A 19,877-nucleotide genomic window follows, 5' to 3' on the forward strand; every position below is an offset into this window, starting at 1 on the left:
ATAGGATTGAGCAAATGACCTCATCTAATTTAAAACAATGGAATGATTTTGTAGATGGATGTATCGACTTCCGTCCTAACGATGGCGTGTTTCGTATTGCACGTAATATGTTTACTGAGCCTGAACTATTTGACTTGGAAATGGAACTTATTTTTGAAAAGGTTTGGATTTATGCATGCCACGAAAGTGAGATTCCAAACAATCATGATTTCCTAACAGTTCAAATTGGCCGTCAACCAATTATTGTGAGCCGTGATGGTAAAGGCGAATTACACGCAATGGTTAATGCTTGTGAGCACCGCGGCGCAACATTAACACGTGTTGCTAAAGGCAACCAATCTACATTCACTTGTCCATTCCACGCATGGTGCTATAAGTCAGATGGCCGTTTGGTGAAAGTCAAAGCACCTGGTGAATATTGTGAAGATTTTGATAAATCAAGCCGAGGCTTAAAACAAGGCCGTATTGCCAGCTACCGTGGCTTCGTATTTGTAAGCCTTGATACTCAAGCAACAGATTCTCTTGAAGACTTTTTAGGTGATGCAAAACTGTTCCTTGATTTAATGGTTAACCAGTCGCCAACAGGTGAACTCGAAGTATTACAAGGCAAGTCATCTTATACCTTTGCAGGTAACTGGAAGCTACAAAATGAAAATGGCCTAGATGGCTACCATGTAAGTACCGTTCACTATAACTACGTCTCTACAGTTCAACACCGTCAGCAAGTCAATGCATCAAAAGGTGAAGAACTCGATACGCTTGACTACAGCAAGTTAGGTGCCGGTGATTCAGAAACTGACGATGGCTGGTTCAGTTTCAAAAATGGTCATAGCGTGCTGTTTAGTGACATGCCGAACCCAACTGTTCGTCCGGGTTACAGTACAGTTATGCCATATATGGTCGAAAAATATGGCGACAAATATGCTGAGTGGGCAATGCACCGTTTAAGAAACTTGAACTTGTACCCTAGCCTATTTTTTATGGATCAAATTAGTTCACAGCTTCGTATTGTTCGTCCAGTGGCATGGAATAAAACCGAAGTCATTAGTCAATGTATTGGCGTTAAAGGTGAATCTGCTGAAGCGCGCCGTAACCGTATTCGCCAGTTTGAAGATTTCTTTAACGTGTCGGGCCTTGGTACACCCGACGATTTAGTTGAATTCCGTGAACAGCAAAAAGGTTTTCAGGCACGTCTTGAACGTTGGAGCGATATTTCGCGTGGTTGTCAGTCTTGGGAATATGGCGCAACTAAAAACTCACAAGATTTAGGCATTCAACCCGTCATTACTGGCCGAGAGTTTACCCACGAAGGACTCTATGTAAACCAGCATGGACATTGGCAACGTCTGATGCTCGACGGATTAAACAAGAAAGCATTGAAAATGCAAGATATTACTTTTGAAAACAATACCCTGATGGATGAGGTGTAACCATGTCACAAGAACTACATTTTGCTGTATCTCAGTTTTTGTACAAAAAAGCAGAGCTTTGTGATGCTTATGACTGGGATGCCTACCTAGAGCTTTACGATGAAGATAGTGAATATCATATTCCCCAGTGGATTGATGACCATAACTATGTTCAAGATCCAAATCAGGGCTTGTCTTATATCTATTATGCGGACCGTACAGGCCTTGAAGACCGTGTATTCCGTATTCGTACTGGAAAAGCAGCCTCGGCAACGCCGTTGCCACGTACTTTGCACAGCATAAACAACATTCGAGTTAAAACACTGGATGATGGATTAATTGAAGCAAAAGTTGCATGGCAAACGCTTTATAACCGTCAAGGTTTAGAAGGCTGTTTTTACGGACATGCTACTTATCTTTTACGCCAAACAGCAGATGGTTTCCGTATTCGTCGTCAGCACAGCATTTTGCTTAATGACAAAATTGATTCCGTTTTAGACTTCTATCACGTTTAAGGGGAATGAAAATGGGACATTCAGTTGCACTTAACTTTGCCGATGGCAAAACCTTTTTCATTTCGGTAAATAACGATGAATTGTTGCTTGATGCAGCAGTTCGCCAAGGAATTAACCTACCGCTAGACTGCCGTGAAGGTGTTTGTGGTACCTGTCAGGGTCAATGTGAAACTGGTCTTTATGAACAAGAATATGTTGATGAAGATGCATTAAGTGAGCGTGATTTGGCTGAGCGCAAAATGTTAGCTTGCCAGACCCGTGTAAAATCAGATGCAGCTTTTTATTTCGATCATGATTCTGCGATCTGCAACGCTGGTGATACTTTAAAAATTGAAACCAAAGTGACCGCTGTTGAGCTGGTTTCTGAAACAACAGCAATTTTGCATCTTGATGCAAGCAGTCATGCTGCACAACTTCAGTTTTTACCGGGTCAATATGCTCGTTTGCAAATTCCAGATACTGAAGATTGGCGCTCATATTCATTTGCAAACAGACCAAATGCGACCAATCAATTACAGTTTTTAATTCGTCTCTTACCAGACGGTGTTATGAGTAATTACTTGCGTGATCGTTGTCAGGTTGGGCAAACCCTACTCATTGAAGCACCACTTGGTAGTTTCTATTTACGTGAAGTACAGCGTCCACTGGTTTTTGTGGCAGGTGGAACAGGATTATCCGCATTTTTAGGAATGCTTGATAACTTGGTTGAGCAGCCTAACTCACCTGCCGTTCAGTTGTACTACGGCGTAAATAATGAAACCGACTTGTGTGAACAACAGCGTTTACATGCCTACGCAGAGCAGCTACCAAACTTTAGTTATCACCCGATTGTGACTAAAGCAACCGAAGCTTGGCAAGGCAAAGCGGGCTATATTCATGAGCACTTGAATAAAGATCAACTGGCTGAACAGGCTTTTGATATGTATTTATGTGGCCCACCACCAATGATTGAAGCCGTCAAAAATTGGTTGGATGAGCAAGCTCTGCAAAATTATCGTATTTACAGCGAGAAGTTTTTACAGAGCAATACCTCACGTTAAAGGTATAAATAATTTAAAAACCACTAAAACCTGAAATGATTCAATATACTCTGTAGGGGGTATATTGAATTTTTGCATAAAAACTAAAAGTTAATATATATCAATAATATAAAACAATAAATTCCGAAAAAATAAAATTGACCAATTCGCTCGGATTTGCTATAAATTTTGATAGATCTTAAGGAATAAGGTCATGATGAGATTAACTTATAGCACCTTTTATATCCCCCTATTTTATTTCTCAAATGTATTAAATTGATGGACAAAATCCGACGTAAAAATTTGAGAAAATCATATTAATTAGCGGTTAAATTGGTCTGTATTTTGCTTATATCTCATTGTAATTTGCGAGTAACTTAATTTTTTAAGTGCCGTATTTACTTGCTGAACAGTGAAGGTTTAAGACTTTTGCAATACAAGTAAATACAGGAGTGAGCCAAAAGGGATAAATATGAACCAAGCCAACTCCCCAGAACTCAGTGGGCGTCATTTTCAAAATGAGTCTATCTTTACCAATCATAATCTGGTGTTTGATCACCACGATTTAAGCGAAACTTGCCGAAATGTAGGCCAAATTTTTAAGCCACATGATCTTAAAATCTCTCAGCAGAAGCGAGATTTCAGTGCAACCATGCACCATGTTAAAACAGGCGCATTGTCTATTAGTCGCTTGGAATATGGCGCGGATGTCATTATTGAACCAGATCACCTTGATAACTTTTACCTCATTCAAATTCCAACTCAGGGCTATGCAGAAATCGAGTTTGGTTCACAAAAGTTTATTTCTTATTCTCAAGTTGCGTCTCTTATTTCTCCTCAGCAATCTTTACGTATGCGCTGGCATGCGAACTCGCCACAGCTTATTCTAAAAGTTTCAAAGGATGATTTTACTTACCATTGCCGTCAACATATTGCTGATTCAGAAAATAACTTACTCATTTTCGACCCAAAATTAGACTTTTCTATACAAAGTGGAGCCTATTTTTTACAGCTGGTTAGAACCTTGATGGATGCTTTGGCATGCGAGCAACACCCGCTTCATCATCCTTTAGCCTTTAAACAATTTGAGTCAAATTTGTTTAATGCCCTCATTTATGGGCAACCCAATAACGCATTACATAAAATAGATCAGCATAAAGAAAAAACGGTCTCTCCTTATTTCGTGAAGCGCACAGAAGCCTATATTAAAGAACATTTACATGAGCCGCTTAATGTCGAGATTTTAGCTGAACATGCAGGCGTGAGCGTAAGAACCCTATTTACTGGTTTTAAAAACTATTTGGGGACTACCCCAATGTCTTATTTAAAAGAATTACGCTTTGAACAAGCTCATTTAGAGCTGATGCATAATGAAAATCTGTCGGTTACTGACGTTGCATTTAAATGGGGATTTACTCATTTAGGCCGTTTTTCTCAAGAGTATAAACGCCGTTATGGCGAATTACCTTCTTCTACCCGCCGTTCTGGTCAAAATGAAGGCTCAGGCTTAATTACTTCAATTTTTTCTTAAAACAAATAGAGAAAAGCCTTTTATATTGATGAATATAAAAGGCTTTTTTTATAACTTAGAAATGATGGACATAACGAACTTGCAGTCGTGTTCCCTCTGGGCGGTTTTCAGCATCTTGCTCAAAATAAGCATTTGTAACCAAGTGATCATTTTTAGAAAAACTATACATCGCACCCGGACCAATTGCCCAGACTTGCTCACGTCTACCTTTGACTTTTTCACCATCAACTTCGGTGTCTGTGATTTGTTTTAACCAATAGCCATTTAGTCCTAAGCGGAACTGTTCAGTAATGGCATAGTCTGTTGCGAAATTTGCATGAATTGCTTGCCCAGCTTGCATATCATTTGCTCCAGCAAAAGCATAGCTTGGGTCATCATTTTTAAAGTTATAGAGATAATGGATACGTGTGGATGCGGTCCATTTAGGATTAAACCAATACGTTGCAGCCCAATAAGGGTCAAATGAAACAGCGTTATTACTGGGGTTAATATCTTTTTGCCGATCATATTCGCCAGTAGGTAAATTCACCTGAAACTCAAAACGATGTACAAACTTTGGCCCTTGTGCCCCCATGACTGGATCGAACTGAATAAAAGGTCCGATCATAATGTCCCCAAAGCCACTTTGGGCTTTAATAGCAGCATTATTCAAGCCATCATCCATATCCATTTTGCTGACAAAAGGAATTAAAAAATTTATACCTAAACTGGCTTTATCATTTACTCGGACATTCGATAAATAACTAATCTGCTCAACCAATACTTGATAATTTAAATCTGTTTTAGGTAAACCTAATTTTTGTCCATTGGCATCGACCAGTTTATTACTATCGTAATTTTGAAAATAGGTTTGAGCATACCAGCCGGGCCCTGCGGGTAAGCCGCCATCGAGAAAGCTGGTCATACCTAAATTTACGGTCGGTAAATCATAGGCATGAGAAACCAATGGCAAACCCAACAATGTCCCTGCTAAAAAGCCATGTTTAATTAAAGTGCTTTTCATCTTCTTATTTCCTATAAAAAAATCACGACCGGATTGATCGTGATTGTGGTGAATTAATGTGCTAATTCTGGATGTTCTGCGGCAATCCGATACTTTCCTGCGTGGAATACCAATGGTTCACCTTGGCGTTGTTGGTATTGTTCAATTTGACCAATAAAAATCAGGTGATCTCCGCCCTCATACTGATTTACATTTCGGCAAACCAAGGTTGCGAGTGCATCAGATAAAATTGGAATGCCTGCATTGCATTGTTGATGGGCAATACCTGCAAATTTGTCTTCGGCACCTCGAGCAAAATGTCCTGAAAGCTGATGATGCTCTTGTGCCAACATGTGAATGGCAAAATATTCAGCTTCAACAAAATCAGTCAAACTTGGAGCTGTTTTTGAAAGACTCCATAAAATTAATGGCGGATCTAAAGACAGCGATGAAAATGAATTGGCTGTCATGCCTATTTTCCGACCATCTTTACCACGAGTTGTAATCACGGTAACGCCAGTTGCAAACTGTCCAAGCAAATTACGGATTTCTCTTGGGTTTTCTGCATTAATTGCTTGTAAAGCTAAAGTTTCAATTGTGTCCATTTTCATATCTCCCTTTGCTGTTTTGCCCTTAAGCCACTTTTGCTGCGGTTTTTGAGGCCATGAATGCTTGAGCCTGATTTGCATCAAACCACCAAGGAGCAAAGGCACGAGGGTCATCAAAGTTATTGGCCATAATGGAAGCAATGCTCTGGTTTTGGCTTGCGGCTGCTAATAGCTCAACAACATGGGGTTGCGGCGGTACTAACAGGCTATTGGTCCAAGCCACCACTTTTTCTGCATAAGCCCAATAACGTTCAAAAGTTTGAACCATCCATTGTTCGCTAAAGTTTTGATTATCATTGGCTAAAATGGCATCGAAATAGATTTTGCTACACTTAGCAGCGTTGTTTGAGCCTTGACCAGTAATAGGGTCATTCACCACCAAGGCATCTGCCATACCAAAAATTTTCTTGCCAGAAGGTAAGGTTAAAACGGGTTTACGTACTGTCGGCGGAAAACGTCCTGCTAAATATCCACCAGCATCGGTTAACTCAACATTCGCGCAGCGTTCATATTCCCAAGGCACAAATTTCTTGAGTAAATCCAAACTGCATTGCAGATGCTGTTCGGGTGTTTTGACATCTTGCCAGCAATCCATTGGACCGTTTGGAATACCTTCAAACACCATGATGTCGCAAGGACCATTAACGGTAAGTGCTGGAAATGAAAAGTATTCGCCGACTTCAGGAATAATGTTAAAAGTCACACGAGAGTATGGCGAAATTGGCTTCATGTTTTTGACGTAGGTCAAAGCCAAAGCGCGTTGAGGCTTATCAAAAACACTGCGCACATCATCACGTTCAAACTGTTTAACGACTTCACCTTTACCAGCCGCGAGTAATACAAGCTCGTAGTCGTTTGCGAGTTGTTCTAATTCCTCTATACCTACATCCTGAATTACCAATCGACCGCCACGGCGTTCAAATTCTTCCATCCAATATGGCATTTTGACGCGTTGATCGACCGATTGAGCGTAGCGTTCAAGACGAGCACTCCATTCAAATGCTTTACCACCATTTTCAGGATTAACTAAAGCCAGCCCGATACCTTCTACCGCTGGACATTGTTCTTCCCAAAAATTTAGTCCCAAGTCACGTTCAGTTTGTAAAGCGGTATGAAACATACACTGGCTTGACATGACTTTACCTTGACGGATTTCATCGGCAGTTCGGTTGGTGATCATGGTCACGTCATAGCCTGTATCTAATAAACCTAAACCAAGCTGTAAACCAGACTGCCCTGCTCCAACAATTGCAATACGGCGCATAATATTCTCCATAATTTTCTAAATGTGCTTTTAAAACGCTGTGCTATTCGGCTAAGCGTGGAATAGCGGGCTGTGATCCTTCAGGGCCCATCACTGAATATCCGCCATCGACCGCATAATCTGCTCCGGTGACAAAACTCGCAGCGGGTGACAATAAAAACAAAACAACATTGGCAACTTCTTCGGGATGACCCAATCGACCTAGCAAGTGATAATCGGCTGCCACGCTATCGGCCTTTTCACGGTTATTACCACTGACTTCTGCAATAACACGAGACCATGTCCAACCCGGTGAAACGGAGTTGACGCGAATACCATCGGCAGCAAAATCCATTGCCATGCTTTGTGTGAGTTGACGTATCGCGGCTTTAGAAACCGGATATAACCAGCGTCCTGTTTGTGCTACTTTGGCCGAGATTGAAGTAAAATTAACGATTGAACCTTGCTGCTTTTTTAGGTCATGGTATAAAGCACGGCTCAGCTCAACTGTTGAGACCAAATTAATATCGAGTGCTTGTAACCAGTCCTGACGTGAAGATTTAAAACCATCATCTAAGTAGGTACATGCCAAATTCACCAAGTAGCTCACTTCACCTAAATGTTGGTGAATATCCGCCACAGCTTGTTGAATAGCCGCATCACTGGTTAAATCGGTTTGAATAAACATCACATCATGATTAAAGCTTTCCGCAATTGCCTTGCCTTTGGCATCAATATCTAAGATAGCGACATGAGCACCTGCACTCACTAAGGCTTGCACAACAGCTTTACCAATCAGTGTTGCGCCGCCGCTTACCACAGCGACTTTTCCTTTTAAATCTATATTCATTACAGATACTCCTTAATTGACTGGCTTGCCTTCGCTACTTGACCAAGATGGCATCAACGTATTTGAAGGAAGATCTTCATCAAGAAGTTTTCGTGCTGTCTCTACACCTGCAACTGGTAAACCTATCGGGTCTAATAAACCAATTTGAACCAGTACAGACGCTTGGTCCCAGTAAATATGCTCATGACACAGCTTTGAACCTCTGAACTGAATTACACCTAACATTGGAATTTCGACGTATTTACCAGTCGGTTTTACACCCGGTAATAACCAGTCAATTTCAGCATCGTGGGTAAAGCTCATAATGAACTCGTCTACCACTTGCGTTGAACCAACCGTACGAGAGATCGAGGTAATCTTCATATCTTTTGGATTTTGATGAACAAAGTGATATTGATAAAAACGGGCAAGCTGGCTTTGACCTACACCACCAGTTAAGGTTGGAATATGGTTGACATACGGTTCTGCGACCATTGTTGCCATGGTTGCTGGCACGTCACGCGTATCGAACTCATGACAAATATGCTCTTCCCATAAAGCAACTAAGTCATATTTCGGTCCAATCGTGTCATGTAGAGCGGTTACTGTACGCTCGTGGGCAAAACGTGCTGACGGTTTGTGATAATGATTGCTTTTAGGGCGTGCAAAAGCATGATCAACACCTTCATAAACATAAGTTTGTACATTTGAATATTGGTTGACTGCATCGACAATCGCTTGTCTCGCATCTGGCGGTGTAAATTGGTCCAGTTCTGCAATATGTAAAACCAAACGTCCTTTTACGTTGGCTAACTCATCTAACGCTTTTTCAATGCCTACACCGTAATAACCTACGGCACATGCCACGTCAGAAAGTCGGCAGCCTGCTAGATACGCCAGCTTTCCACCCAAACAGTACCCCACAACTCCGAGGCCTGTAGAAGTGTCACATTCTGGTCGAGTCTTTAAAAAAGATAAGCTGTCCTGAATATCTTCAACCCCAAGATTTTCATCATATTGCTGATAAAGTTCAAAAGCCTTTTGAAAATCTTCTGGTGTATAACCCAGTTCAATATTAGGTGCTACACGCCAAAATAAATCAGGAACTAAAACGGTATAGCCTTCTTCTGCAAGAAATTCTGCTTTTTCTCGCATGGCTGCATTCACCCCAAAGATTTCCTGACAAAGCACCACACCGGGTCCTTTTCCTGTTTCTGGCGTCGCTAGATATGCACTGAACTGCTTTCCAGATGCTGTTTTAATTTGAATGGTTTGACCAGCCATAGTGTCAACTCCTGACATTGTTATGGCTTTATCTTCTATCCGAAATTTTTTTTAGACTGTCCAAAAGCTGCAAGCACTATCCAATCTCTGCGCAATTATCAAAACTCATCAAACTGGATAAAAACTAAAAAAAACAAGAAATACCTATATTTCAAAAGCTTAAATTAAAAAATTAAATTAATACTTTTTATCTCATTTGGAAAAAATGGATGAAGATTAGGACTTATTGGATAGTGACGATTGGCTAAAAATAGTTCAATCAAGTCATGTAATTCGTTTGATTACATAAAAAAAGCCCAGTCATTTTCTAAATTAAGGCGTTTATTTATGCATCGACCATGGCCACTTTATGGACAACAAAAAACGTTAATGCTCATCAATATTTTATGTTGTAGTGCATTTTCTACTCAGGCTTATTCAGCGGATGAAGAATGGAAATTTACATTAAAAAATGCATATATAGACAGAAACTATGACAATCCAGATGTAAAAGACACAGGTAGCTGGTCACAATCAGTTTCTCTATTTTACAACTCAAATATGCATGATACGCCGTTAGAAATTGGAGGAACCCCAATTCAAATTGGCGCAAATGCTTCAGCACAATATGCGGTTCGATTAAGCCAAGATAAACATGTTGCAGATACGGTATTACCTTTCGATAAAGCGACGCAGTCACAAGCACCCGATTATCTAAAATATGGTGCGACCTTAAAGTTAGGCTATAACAAGACGCTACTCAGCATTGGTGAATTATGGCTGGATCTACCCGTAACCACTGTAGATGCAAGTCGACAACTCCTGACATCTTATTGGGGAACTAACCTTAAGAGCCAGCTAAACGATAAGCTTTTTGCAGAAATTGGCCGCATTGAAAAAGTATCTCCGCGAAATGAAGAAGACTTTCACAGATTTTCTTTTACTTCAAAAGGTGTGACTGGCTATTCCGACGGACTTAACTACATAGATCTGCGCTATCAATTTACGCCTACATTGAAGGGTGAATATTACTTTGGGAATATGGAGGATTTATATAACAAACACTATGTCGGCATTGACCATATATGGAAAAATTCTAATTTTTCAGTTAATTCAAAGTTCAAATATTTCAATGCCAAAGATAATGGAAATCTTTTTGACATCGATGCACAAAATGTAGGGTTACTAGAAACGCTTAAAGTAAAAAATCACAGCTTTGGTTTGGGTTATCAGCAAATTATTGGTGAGTCTGCTTACCCGTTACCAGATGGTTTCTTGCCTGAAACTTATTTCATTAACTGGAACACCACTGGTTTCTTCAAACAAGATGAAAAGTCCTATCACTTTATTTATGGCTATGACTTTAAAGATTATGTGCCTGGCTTAAATACCACTTTCAAATATGTATATGGCGATCACTTTAAGACAGCAGATGGCTTAAAAAATAAAGAAAGTGAAGCAAACGTTATTGTCAATTATGCCCTTCAACAGCCATTCCTCAAAGGCTTAGCTCTTCAGTACATCTTCATCAATTATGACGTTAAGCATGGGAACGATTTCTCTGAAAACCGTTTCTTCGTCAATTACAGCAAAAAATTTTAATGAATAAGGAATACGTATGAAAACGATAGATGCAAACACGATTATCAACCGTGAGAAACTGTCTCCACTACAGTGGATGGTTTTTATCCTAGGCTTTTTTGTCTTCTTCTGTGATGGTCTAGACACAGGAATTATTGGTTTTGTTGCCCCAGCATTATTAGATGATTGGGGGATTACCAAGCCTCAACTCGCTCCTGTTTTAAGTGCTGCCTTAGTCGGCATGTCGATCGGTGCAATCATTTCAGGGCCTCTGTCCGATAAGTTTGGACGTAAAGGTGTTATTGTTTTTACAAGCCTTTTATTTTCAATATTTACGATTTTGTGTGGCTTTGCCGACTCAACCCAAGATTTAATGATTTATCGCTTTATTACAGGTGTTGGTTTAGGTGCAGCCATGCCAAACATCAGTACGATTGTCTCTGAGTATATGCCTGTAAAACGTAAAGCATTCTTAACAGGTCTTGCTGGCTGTGGTTTCATGCTCGGTATTTCTTGCGGCGGTGTACTGTCAGCTTATCTATTAGAGAGTTATGGCTGGGCTAAGGTGATTATTATTGGCGGAAGCATTCCCCTAATTTTAGTGGTTGCTTTATTGCTTAAATTACCTGAATCAACTCAATATTTAATTACACGTCATCAACAAGACAAAGCTCAGCGTATTCTAGAAAATATTCAAGGCCACTCGTTCCAAGAACCTGTAAAACTTGTTTTAACTCAAGCAGAAACTGCATCAGATGAAAATCCGGTTAAAGTGGTTTTAGGAAAATATCTGTGGGGTTCAAGCATGCTTTGGCTCTGCTGCTTTACTAGTCTTTTGGTATTTTATCTTTTAACAAGCTGGATGCCAACAATTCTAAAAACAGCTGGTTTTAGTACCCAACAGTTTAGTTTAATTGCCGCGATTTTCCCTTTTGGTGGTGTGATTGGTGCAACCATTATGGGATGGTACATGGATAAACTGAACCCAACCACAGTCATTAAATATTCATATCTAATTGCCTTCGCCCTATTCATTGTCGCAGGTCTGGTGAGCTCAAATATTTTCTTGTTAGGTCTTACTATCTTCTTAATTGGTGCATTACTCGCTGGTGCACAGTCTTCATTACTGCCACTTGCAGCTATGTTCTATCCAGCAGTTTGCCGCGCGGTTGGTGTTTCATGGATGCATGGTATTGGTCGTATCGGTGCAATTTTAGGTGCTTTCTTTGGCTCGCTTATTTTTACTTTCAACCTAAGCTTAAGCGGTATTTTCTTTATTCTTGCATTACCAACCTTCATCTCATTTATTGCACTTAGCCTGAAAGTGATTCATGAGAAATCTAAAAACAAACAAGTGTTAAAGCTCGAAGAAAGTTTATAAATATTAGGCTATAAATAAAAAACTGATTTAGGCAACTAAATCAGTTTTTTATTGCGAAAGTTAAATGTCAGAAAATTTTCCCTTTGGTCTCACTTGGATTTTCACCAAACTCTTCACGATATTCTTGAGAAAAACGACTTAAATGGTTAAAGCCCCAGTCATAGGCAAGCTTTGAAATAGAAACCTTTCTATCTGCACCTGTGGTGCTCAAGATTTTATAAATTTGTTGAAGGCGATATTTTTTTAAATACGACATTGGACTGGTGCCGTAGTACTGTTGAAATTCGTCATACAATTTTGATTTTGAAACCCCAGCCAGACGTTGTAAATCTTCTGCACAGATTTCTTCGTGCGCATGTTCAATAATAAAATTACGAACCTTACGGATATAAGCTGGCTCATCCTGATGTGAGAGTAACTTTAAGGCTTCTGAGTAGTTATTTTCTTGAGACAACAATAACGCTTTAATTACAAAATTTTCATAGTCTTCAGATAGCATTTGCAAACCATAAAAACTGCTATATTGCGATTTTAACTGTACAAAATTTTGAATGTTCTTCCACCATGCACCAATCAATTGCTCAGAGTCTAAGTGCATTTCAGGATTAAAAATGATAGGCGTCTCTATGGGTTTGTTTAGTAGATCCGCAAGAACAATCTGCATACTCCGCTCAGGAATAACCACCTGAAATTTTCTGCAATCTTTATCGATAATCAAATCTTGCTGATCGTTATTTGAAACAATAAGGCCCTTGTTTTCATCAGATTGATAATGAGCGCCACGAATGTTGAGAGCTTGTCGACCTTGTATCGGCAAACTAATGCTATACGCTTTTAAATTTGAGATGTTAATGGCAACGTTTGCACCATAACTGATTGTACCGATTGCCATTTTTTTATTAGGCAAACGCATTCCGTCATAGTGAAAATCGAGAGTGTCTTTGTAAATTGTATCTAGACGATGTTCCCCACAAATCGTGGACATCAAATTCTGCGCAAATTCAGCTTTGCGTGAATAATGATTGAGTTCCGTCTGTTGGCTGAGTGATATCATATCCTTTTCACCTAGCTAAATAACTTATTGCTTAAAAAGCAACTTGTATGCCAATTAATATCCTTTAATTGACGAATTTTCCTGAAAATACCGAATCAAGAAAGAGAGTAAAGATTACTTTCTCATACTCTATTAAATTTTAAAAATGGAAATAAGTTAAATACCTTTAAAGTATAATTTTATACCTTAACGAACTTATTTTATTAGATTTTTTATAAACAAATAGAGTAGAGATAAATCATTATTTTGAACAGCAGACTATCATAAATTTTAACGAATAAAAAAACCGCCTATTTAAAATAAGCGGCTTTTATAAAATACTTAAATTATTGAGCGGTGTAACCACCATCCATAACAACAGCTTGGCCTGTTACCCCACCTGCTTTGCTACTCGCAAGGAAAATCGCATAGTCAGCAATTTCTTCAACAGAGAGTAAACGCTTTTGAGGAACCATTGCCAAAATTACATCTTCAAGTGCGCTGTCTAAACTCACATTACGCGTTTTAGCTAAATCTGCAATTTGCCCACGAACCAATGGTGTATCTACATAACCTGGACATAAAGCATTTACCGTAATGCCATCACGCGCACATTCTAATGCTGCAACTTTTGTTAGACCAATCACGCCGTGTTTAGCACTGTTATAACCAGCCTTTCCAGCGAAACCAATTAGTCCATTAATTGAAGCCATATTAATAATACGGCCATATTTTTGAGCTTTCATAATTGGAAAAACATGTTTAATGCCAATAAACGCCCCAGTTAACATGACCTGAACTAACTTTTGAAAAACAGCCGTTGGAAACTCTTCAATAGGTGCAACATGTTGAAAGCCAGCATTATTAATTAAAATATCAACCGTGCCAAAGGTCTTTTGAGTAAGCTCAATTGCTTGTTTATAAGCGTCTTCATCGGTCACATCACATGGTGCAGATAATGCTTCAAAGCCTTGCTCTTTAAGTGAATTCGCCGTTTCTTGGCACTTTTCGGCATTCATATCAGAAATAACAACTTTGGCACCTTCTTGAGCAAATTTCTTAGCAATCTCTAGACCGATACCACTTGCAGAACCTGTAATAAAAGCAACTTTACCGTCTAAAAGTTTAGTCATCTATTTACTCCTTAATACTTATAACGTGCTGATTTAAACAATACCCGTTACGGTAAAGACCGTAATCACTACAAATACTGCTAATGTTTTAATTACCGTAACTGCAAAAATATCTTTATACGATTGTTTATGGGTTAAACCTGTAACAGCGAGTAAAGTAATTACAGCACCATTATGCGGTAAGGTATCCATACCACCCGACGCCATTGCAACCACACGGTGCATGACTTCAGGTGGAATACCTGCAGCTAAAATCGCGGCGTTATAATGTTCAGCCATCGCACTTAAAGCGATACTCATACCACCAGAAGCCGAACCGGTAATACCTGCTAAAACGGTTGTCGTCACCGCCCCATTGACTAATGGATTTGTGAAGGTACTGCTCATTGCATGGCTAATCAGTGCAAAGCCCGGTAATGACGCAATAATTGCACCAAAACCATACTCAGAAGCCGTATTCATCACTGCTAAAAGTGAACCGCCAATACTGGCATTAATACCTTCTTTAAAGTTCGTCACTACACGTTGATAATCAAACAAAATTGCAGTAATAATCCCGACAATGAGCGCAAGACCAACCGCCCATATCGCACCAGTTTTCGCAACATCTACGGTGTAATCAGCTAGACCAACTGAGGCAAAATCAAACCCATTTGGGTACCACTCTTTAATTGCTTTAGACAAATATTTGTTCATTACTGCAACAAGAATGAGCGGTACAAATGCTAAAAACTGACGAGCCGTACTTCCATTGTTTTGCAAAGCCATATCGGCTTCAATTTCTTGAGATGGTGTATTGTCTACCCCAAACCCAGAGAATCCTTCCCCAGCTTTTGCAGCAGCGCGGCGACGCCATTCTAAGTAACTTAAACCCATGCATAGAACAAAAATAGCACCAATAATTCCTAAGAAAGGTGCGGCATAAATATTGGTACCAAAGAAAGTGGTTGGAATTACGTTTTGGATTTGTGGAGTACCCGGCAATGCATCCATGGTGAATGTAAATGCACCAAGCGCGATGGTCCCTGGAATTAAACGTTTTGGAATATTAGCTTGTCTAAATAGCTGGTTGGCAAATGGATAAATGGCAAATACAGCAACAAATAAACTTACACCACTGTAGGTTAAAATTGCACCTAATAGTACAACGGTTAAAATTGCTTTTTTTGCTCCAATCCATCTCACAATGGTTCTAGCAATAGACTCAGCAATTCCTGACATTTCAACGACTTTACCAAAAATTGCCCCGAGCAAAAACACAAGAAAGTAATCTTTAATAAAGTTCACCATTTTGGGCATAAATACACCCGAATAAAACGGTAAAACATTGACTGGGTTAATCAGTAAAACTGCAAGTAAGGCACAAATGGGTGCCATGAGAATGACAGAAAAGCCCTTGTAAGCTGTATACATTAACAGCCCAAGCGAAAGTAAAATTACAAATAATTCCCACATATATTCTTTGCTCCTTAAAGAATAAATACTAGGTTCAATAAAATTACCAAAAGATATTTAGGTTATCCCAAACCTAAAATGATAAAAATCACAGTATCTATGAGTGGTAATAGGTAAATGAGCTTAAAAATAAAATATCACTAAAATATTTAAAAACAATGTAATTTATTTAATTTTTAAAATATCAATAAAATACAGAAACTTAAATAATTCAAATAGTAAAAATACACCATTTAAAAACCATTATTTTTTAATAAAACTTATTAATTATTGAGTAAATTAAATTAATATCTCTATATTATTTAATAAAGATAATTAAATAATATATTTTTTAAATTAGTTTAATTACATCATTAAATTAATAAATATTAAGAAGGTTAACTTCTCATTACTAAATACATTCCATCCTTTACATTAACAATTAAGCAGAAATTTTTTATACGAATAATCAGGTTTTTTATGAATAGATTAGGGTCTAATCATGGCAAAGGCGTTAAAATATAAAACTTTAATTACTGCGACCAACCTACGAGTCCAATAAAGATGAAGAAAAAGATGTTGTTTATAGGAAGTATATTGTTGACTTCTTTATCTACCTCAGCTGCACCAATAAAGTTACCCGATGACTGGACTCAAAATACTCAGCCATTTCAAATTACTGAAAATATATACTATGTAGGTACTCATGGTCTTGCAGCTTATTTGTTAGCTTCTGGTCATCAAGCTCTATTGATAGATACGGGCCTTCCAGAAAATACAGAGCAAATAGAGCAGAACATTAAACAATTAGGTTTTAAGTTATCAGATGTAAAAATTATGGTTACAAGCCATGCTCATTGGGACCATGTAGGTGCACTTGCACGCATTAAACAAGATACTGGTGCTAAATTAATTGCAATGCAGCAGGATGTTAAGGCTTTAGAAATAGGAAAACCTATAGGTGAAAACACCTTCCAAACTATTCCTTTTACTCCAGTTAAAGTTGATAAAGTCATTCACGATGGAGAAGTAGTTAAACTAGGAAAATTAAAACTTAAAGCCACGCTTACCCCGGGCCATACTCCGGGTTGTACAACTTGGTCAACTGAAATTAAATCTAACGGTAAGAACCTAACTGTTGTTTTCCCTTGCAGTCTCTCTGTAGCTGGTAATGTTTTACAAAATAATCATCAGTATCCAAATATTGTTGCAGATTATCGTAAGAGTTTTGAGCTTTTGAAAAATATGAAGGCAGATATTGTGCTTACTAGCCATCCAGAAGTTGCAGATGTCTTGGGCAATAAGGCGCGTAAAGATGCTGGACAAACCAATGCATTTATTCAACCAGAAAAACTTTCTAGTATTGTAAAAGATGCGGAAATGGCGTTTGAAAAATCACTAGTTAGTAGTCATCCATAAACATTAAGTTGTCATATTTATATTTGATAAAAATTTAAAAGCCCTGATCATGCAGGGCTTTTTTAGAAGCTGTAATATAATCGCCCTTTACTATTTTCCTGTTCAAGTTATATCTAATCAAAAATTATAATATTGGTTAAACTTGATATTGATCCGCTTTCAAATTGGGTTGATCTACAAGTAATTCAATAAAAGATGGAATTGATGTAGTGTTAAGCAAATATGGATTAAAGTCATCAACATGATGATGAAAAAAGAAATCTTTTATTTTTGTATTGATAGGAGCAAATTTCATACTCCAATGTTTAAATAACCGTTGTTCAGACGGTTCCAAAAAGATGATTTCGCAGTTTTGATGTCTTGAATCTTTCAAAATTGATTTATAGAACAGTGCCTCAACTTGTTCTTTCTCTCCTTCTAAGTATTGTAAGAAGTACCCATTACCATAGTAAAGCACACCAGTAATGTCATTTTTAGAATTAAATTTGACAGCTTCTGTAAGAATATCAATTAAATCTTGTTTTATTTGACTATGTTCACTATTGGTTTTACTTGCATACATAAAGCCTATTAAACTCATAGCGATAACTCGAAGATAAATGTCAATGGTGCATTCTGACACTTACATACTATCCTTACAATGCAACCTACTTAAAACCTTGTATTTCAAAAGTAAAGATTATTATCATTTTGAAAATGACAAACTTTAACAAGCAGAAATCTTTTGTAAATGAATGCCAACTTAATCAACTAAACAGATACTTTTAATTTTAGTAAAATTAAAACTGTCTTTAATTTGTGGATGTCTAATGGAGAACCATGAAATCACTCTTCAAGACGAACATCATAAACAATTTAAGATTGTCAAAGTTCAAGATGTTCGTTTTGATAGTAATACACTGACTCATAGTTACCAATGGTTATGGGTATTTGATCATAGTTCAGAGTTTTTCCCATTTGAACTATGGGATCAACTTGACAATGCCACCGTTCATCAAAAAATAAGACTGAATAATCAGGTCTTTAAGATTATCAAGATTTTGACAAAGAAAACCAAACTACGGTATTCCTGAGTAAACATTTTTTCTCATATGTTTTAGATAAAGTTACTAATTTATTCATTTGCGGTACGTAGCCATGGCGTAACTGTTAACCCAGTAAGTACTCCTTCAGGACTTAAAAAGCGAGTAACTGACTGCCCCCATGGTTCTAAACGATTATTTACCAGTAGTTGATATCCTTTAGAAATCATATGAGCTGAAGCTTCATTAATATCCTCAACTTCAAACTCAATCCAACTTTGAGGAACAGTAAACTCCTCGGGCCATTCTTTTCGACCAAAGCAGGACTCTGCTGCTTGATGTAATGGCCACAGTGCAAAGTGTTTTACACCACCCAGCTCGCTAGCTTCTGTACTCATATAAGATTCATTACCTTCCATCGCTTTTATTGGAAGGTTTAATGTATCTTGATAGAGTGCTTTACTCTCTTCATTAACTCTTGTAATTGGTCCAAATCCAGCAACAAAAAGTACTTTGATAGGAGACATTTTTAATAACTCATTTTTATAAAGTAATAGGTTCTTTTATACTTGAAATAATTCATTTTTTAAACATTAATTATTTTCTTGCTAATTTATTCCTAAATATTTTAAGGATCCTCTTATCACTATCATCACGTCAATCATGCATAATTTATTTTCTGAGTTTTAAAAATGATTATTACTATTTCTTTTAGAAGAAACTTTAGAAAAAATTGCCTAGAGAACGTTTAAATATTCAGACAAAAAACCTCGCCAATGCGAGGCTTAAATGTTCTAAAATTTATTTACTCAGAAGCTTCTCAACATTCTTTTCAATTAATTTTTTACTTTGATTATTCATTAAATAAAAGTAAAAAATTAATCCAAAAAATACTGCTGCATAAAGAATAATCGCCCATATGTACTTCAATATATTTCCAAATAACATATGATTCATCATATCTACATCAATATTAATTCCCAAATTATGTACATATCGACTTAAGAACAAGGCAATACAATAAATTAAGATAGGAACTGCAAGAATTCCTGTCCAGATGTTAATTTTGTTTTTCTTAACTTCCAGTTTCTCAAAGTCATCTTCACCAAAATATTTTTCAATCTCAATAATTTGTTTGTTTAAATCATCTTTTAAAGAGATAGGTAATCTCCTATCTTTAATATGATATTGAACGTCTTTTAATATTTCCGCATTTTCCAGAGATTCACCTAAAATTCTTAAATTTCCCATAAATAACCATAATGCAATCAGTAAAAAACAGGGATTTTAGTGGAAATTCTATATGAGAAACTGCTTTTTAACATAAAAGTAATAAATTAACTTGAATAAAAAATCCAGAAGATACTTTAACTTTTCTAAACACTTTCCTATTTTCAATAGTTTTAATAAGATCAATTTTTATGAAGAACTTGGATTAAATTAGAGTAGTAAAAGAGAGTCTTTTTGCTACTTGT

Annotated in this window: 19 protein-coding genes; 8 read left to right on the top strand and 11 right to left on the bottom strand. The window is 37.6% G+C overall.

The features are described from left to right. The first annotated feature begins 14 nt into the window (after positions 1–14). The 4 genes from antA to ABFY81_RS01700 all read left to right on the top strand — a co-directional run bounded on the left by antA (position 15) and on the right by ABFY81_RS01700 (position 4,474). A complete protein-coding gene (gene antA, locus ABFY81_RS01685; protein ID WP_077165402.1) occupies positions 15–1,430 on the top strand; it encodes an anthranilate 1,2-dioxygenase large subunit in 1,416 nt (471 codons plus the stop codon). 2 nt (positions 1,431–1,432) lie between these two features. Then, positions 1,433–1,924 carry an anthranilate 1,2-dioxygenase small subunit gene (antB, locus tag ABFY81_RS01690; RefSeq protein WP_000076809.1) on the top strand — a complete coding sequence of 164 codons (492 nt, stop codon included), beginning with the start codon at positions 1,433–1,435 and terminating at the stop codon, positions 1,922–1,924. Between the two features lie 5 nt (positions 1,925–1,929). Next, complete coding sequence (antC, locus tag ABFY81_RS01695) at positions 1,930–2,964, top strand: anthranilate 1,2-dioxygenase electron transfer component AntC (RefSeq protein ID WP_347912893.1); 1,035 nt, start codon at positions 1,930–1,932, stop codon at positions 2,962–2,964. A 451-nt stretch (positions 2,965–3,415) separates the two neighbouring features. Continuing rightward, complete coding sequence (locus tag ABFY81_RS01700; RefSeq protein ID WP_347912894.1) at positions 3,416–4,474, top strand: AraC family transcriptional regulator; 1,059 nt, start codon at positions 3,416–3,418, stop codon at positions 4,472–4,474. 55 nt (positions 4,475–4,529) lie between these two features. On the opposite strand, the gene ABFY81_RS01705 is transcribed toward ABFY81_RS01700, so the two are convergent. The 5 genes from ABFY81_RS01705 to ABFY81_RS01725 are packed head-to-tail and all read right to left on the bottom strand — an operon-like array spanning position 4,530 to position 9,420. After that, positions 4,530–5,477 (bottom strand): transporter, encoded by a 948-nt coding sequence (locus ABFY81_RS01705; protein ID WP_347912895.1) that lies wholly within the window; start codon positions 5,475–5,477, stop codon positions 4,530–4,532. A gap of 53 nt (positions 5,478–5,530) precedes the next feature. Further along, positions 5,531–6,061: a flavin reductase family protein gene (locus ABFY81_RS01710; RefSeq protein ID WP_347912896.1), complete on the bottom strand. Its 531-nt coding sequence runs from the start codon at positions 6,059–6,061 to the stop codon at positions 5,531–5,533. Positions 6,062–6,089: 28 nt separating this feature from the next. Next, a complete protein-coding gene (locus ABFY81_RS01715; protein WP_213033557.1) occupies positions 6,090–7,328 on the bottom strand; it encodes a styrene monooxygenase/indole monooxygenase family protein in 1,239 nt (412 codons plus the stop codon). 43 nt (positions 7,329–7,371) lie between these two features. After that, on the bottom strand, positions 7,372–8,157 hold the full coding sequence (locus ABFY81_RS01720; RefSeq protein WP_004701698.1) for an SDR family oxidoreductase: 786 nt from the start codon (positions 8,155–8,157) through the stop codon (positions 7,372–7,374). A 12-nt stretch (positions 8,158–8,169) separates the two neighbouring features. Continuing rightward, positions 8,170–9,420, bottom strand: coding sequence for a dienelactone hydrolase family protein (locus ABFY81_RS01725; protein WP_347912897.1), 1,251 nt, complete (start codon positions 9,418–9,420; stop codon positions 8,170–8,172). Between the two features lie 369 nt (positions 9,421–9,789). Between ABFY81_RS01725 and ABFY81_RS01730 the strand changes: the two genes are divergently transcribed. Together ABFY81_RS01730 and ABFY81_RS01735 are read left to right on the top strand one after the other, a co-directional pair. Beyond that, positions 9,790–11,001 carry an OprD family outer membrane porin gene (locus ABFY81_RS01730; RefSeq protein WP_347913404.1) on the top strand — a complete coding sequence of 404 codons (1,212 nt, stop codon included), beginning with the start codon at positions 9,790–9,792 and terminating at the stop codon, positions 10,999–11,001. 16 nt (positions 11,002–11,017) lie between these two features. Continuing rightward, on the top strand, positions 11,018–12,361 hold the full coding sequence (locus ABFY81_RS01735; protein WP_347912898.1) for an MFS transporter: 1,344 nt from the start codon (positions 11,018–11,020) through the stop codon (positions 12,359–12,361). Between the two features lie 67 nt (positions 12,362–12,428). Here ABFY81_RS01735 and ABFY81_RS01740 read toward each other — a convergent pair whose 3' ends face one another. The 3 genes from ABFY81_RS01740 to ABFY81_RS01750 all read right to left on the bottom strand — a co-directional run bounded on the left by ABFY81_RS01740 (position 12,429) and on the right by ABFY81_RS01750 (position 15,982). Next, entirely contained in the window at positions 12,429–13,415 is a 987-nt protein-coding gene (locus tag ABFY81_RS01740; RefSeq protein ID WP_347912899.1) for an AraC family transcriptional regulator, read from the bottom strand. Between the two features lie 326 nt (positions 13,416–13,741). Beyond that, positions 13,742–14,527, bottom strand: a complete 786-nt coding sequence (locus ABFY81_RS01745) for a 3-hydroxybutyrate dehydrogenase (RefSeq protein ID WP_275290025.1) — start codon at positions 14,525–14,527, stop codon at positions 13,742–13,744. 33 nt (positions 14,528–14,560) lie between these two features. After that, positions 14,561–15,982: a GntP family permease gene (locus ABFY81_RS01750; protein ID WP_347912900.1), complete on the bottom strand. Its 1,422-nt coding sequence runs from the start codon at positions 15,980–15,982 to the stop codon at positions 14,561–14,563. Positions 15,983–16,525: 543 nt separating this feature from the next. Here ABFY81_RS01750 and bla point away from each other — a divergent pair. Next, positions 16,526–17,380, top strand: a complete 855-nt coding sequence (bla, locus tag ABFY81_RS01755; protein WP_151762380.1) for a putative subclass B3 metallo-beta-lactamase — start codon at positions 16,526–16,528, stop codon at positions 17,378–17,380. Positions 17,381–17,516: 136 nt separating this feature from the next. On the opposite strand, the gene ABFY81_RS01760 is transcribed toward bla, so the two are convergent. After that, positions 17,517–17,960, bottom strand: coding sequence for a BLUF domain-containing protein (locus ABFY81_RS01760; RefSeq protein ID WP_023274242.1), 444 nt, complete (start codon positions 17,958–17,960; stop codon positions 17,517–17,519). Between the two features lie 229 nt (positions 17,961–18,189). On the opposite strand from ABFY81_RS01760, the gene ABFY81_RS01765 reads away from it, so the two are divergent. Further along, positions 18,190–18,453: a hypothetical protein gene (locus tag ABFY81_RS01765; RefSeq protein ID WP_013197966.1), complete on the top strand. Its 264-nt coding sequence runs from the start codon at positions 18,190–18,192 to the stop codon at positions 18,451–18,453. 41 nt (positions 18,454–18,494) lie between these two features. On the opposite strand, the gene ABFY81_RS01770 is transcribed toward ABFY81_RS01765, so the two are convergent. Together ABFY81_RS01770 and ABFY81_RS01775 are read right to left on the bottom strand one after the other, a co-directional pair. Continuing rightward, a complete protein-coding gene (locus ABFY81_RS01770; protein ID WP_347912901.1) occupies positions 18,495–18,929 on the bottom strand; it encodes a glyoxalase in 435 nt (144 codons plus the stop codon). 274 nt (positions 18,930–19,203) lie between these two features. Next, the gene (locus tag ABFY81_RS01775; protein WP_347912902.1) at positions 19,204–19,653 is read right to left on the bottom strand and encodes a DUF6097 family protein; all 450 of its coding nucleotides are present in this window, start codon (positions 19,651–19,653) and stop codon (positions 19,204–19,206) included. Positions 19,654–19,877 lie beyond the last annotated feature (224 nt).

It is taken from the genome of Acinetobacter sp. WA-87 (genome assembly GCF_039938935.1).
GTDB lineage: Bacteria > Pseudomonadota > Gammaproteobacteria > Pseudomonadales > Moraxellaceae > Acinetobacter > Acinetobacter seifertii.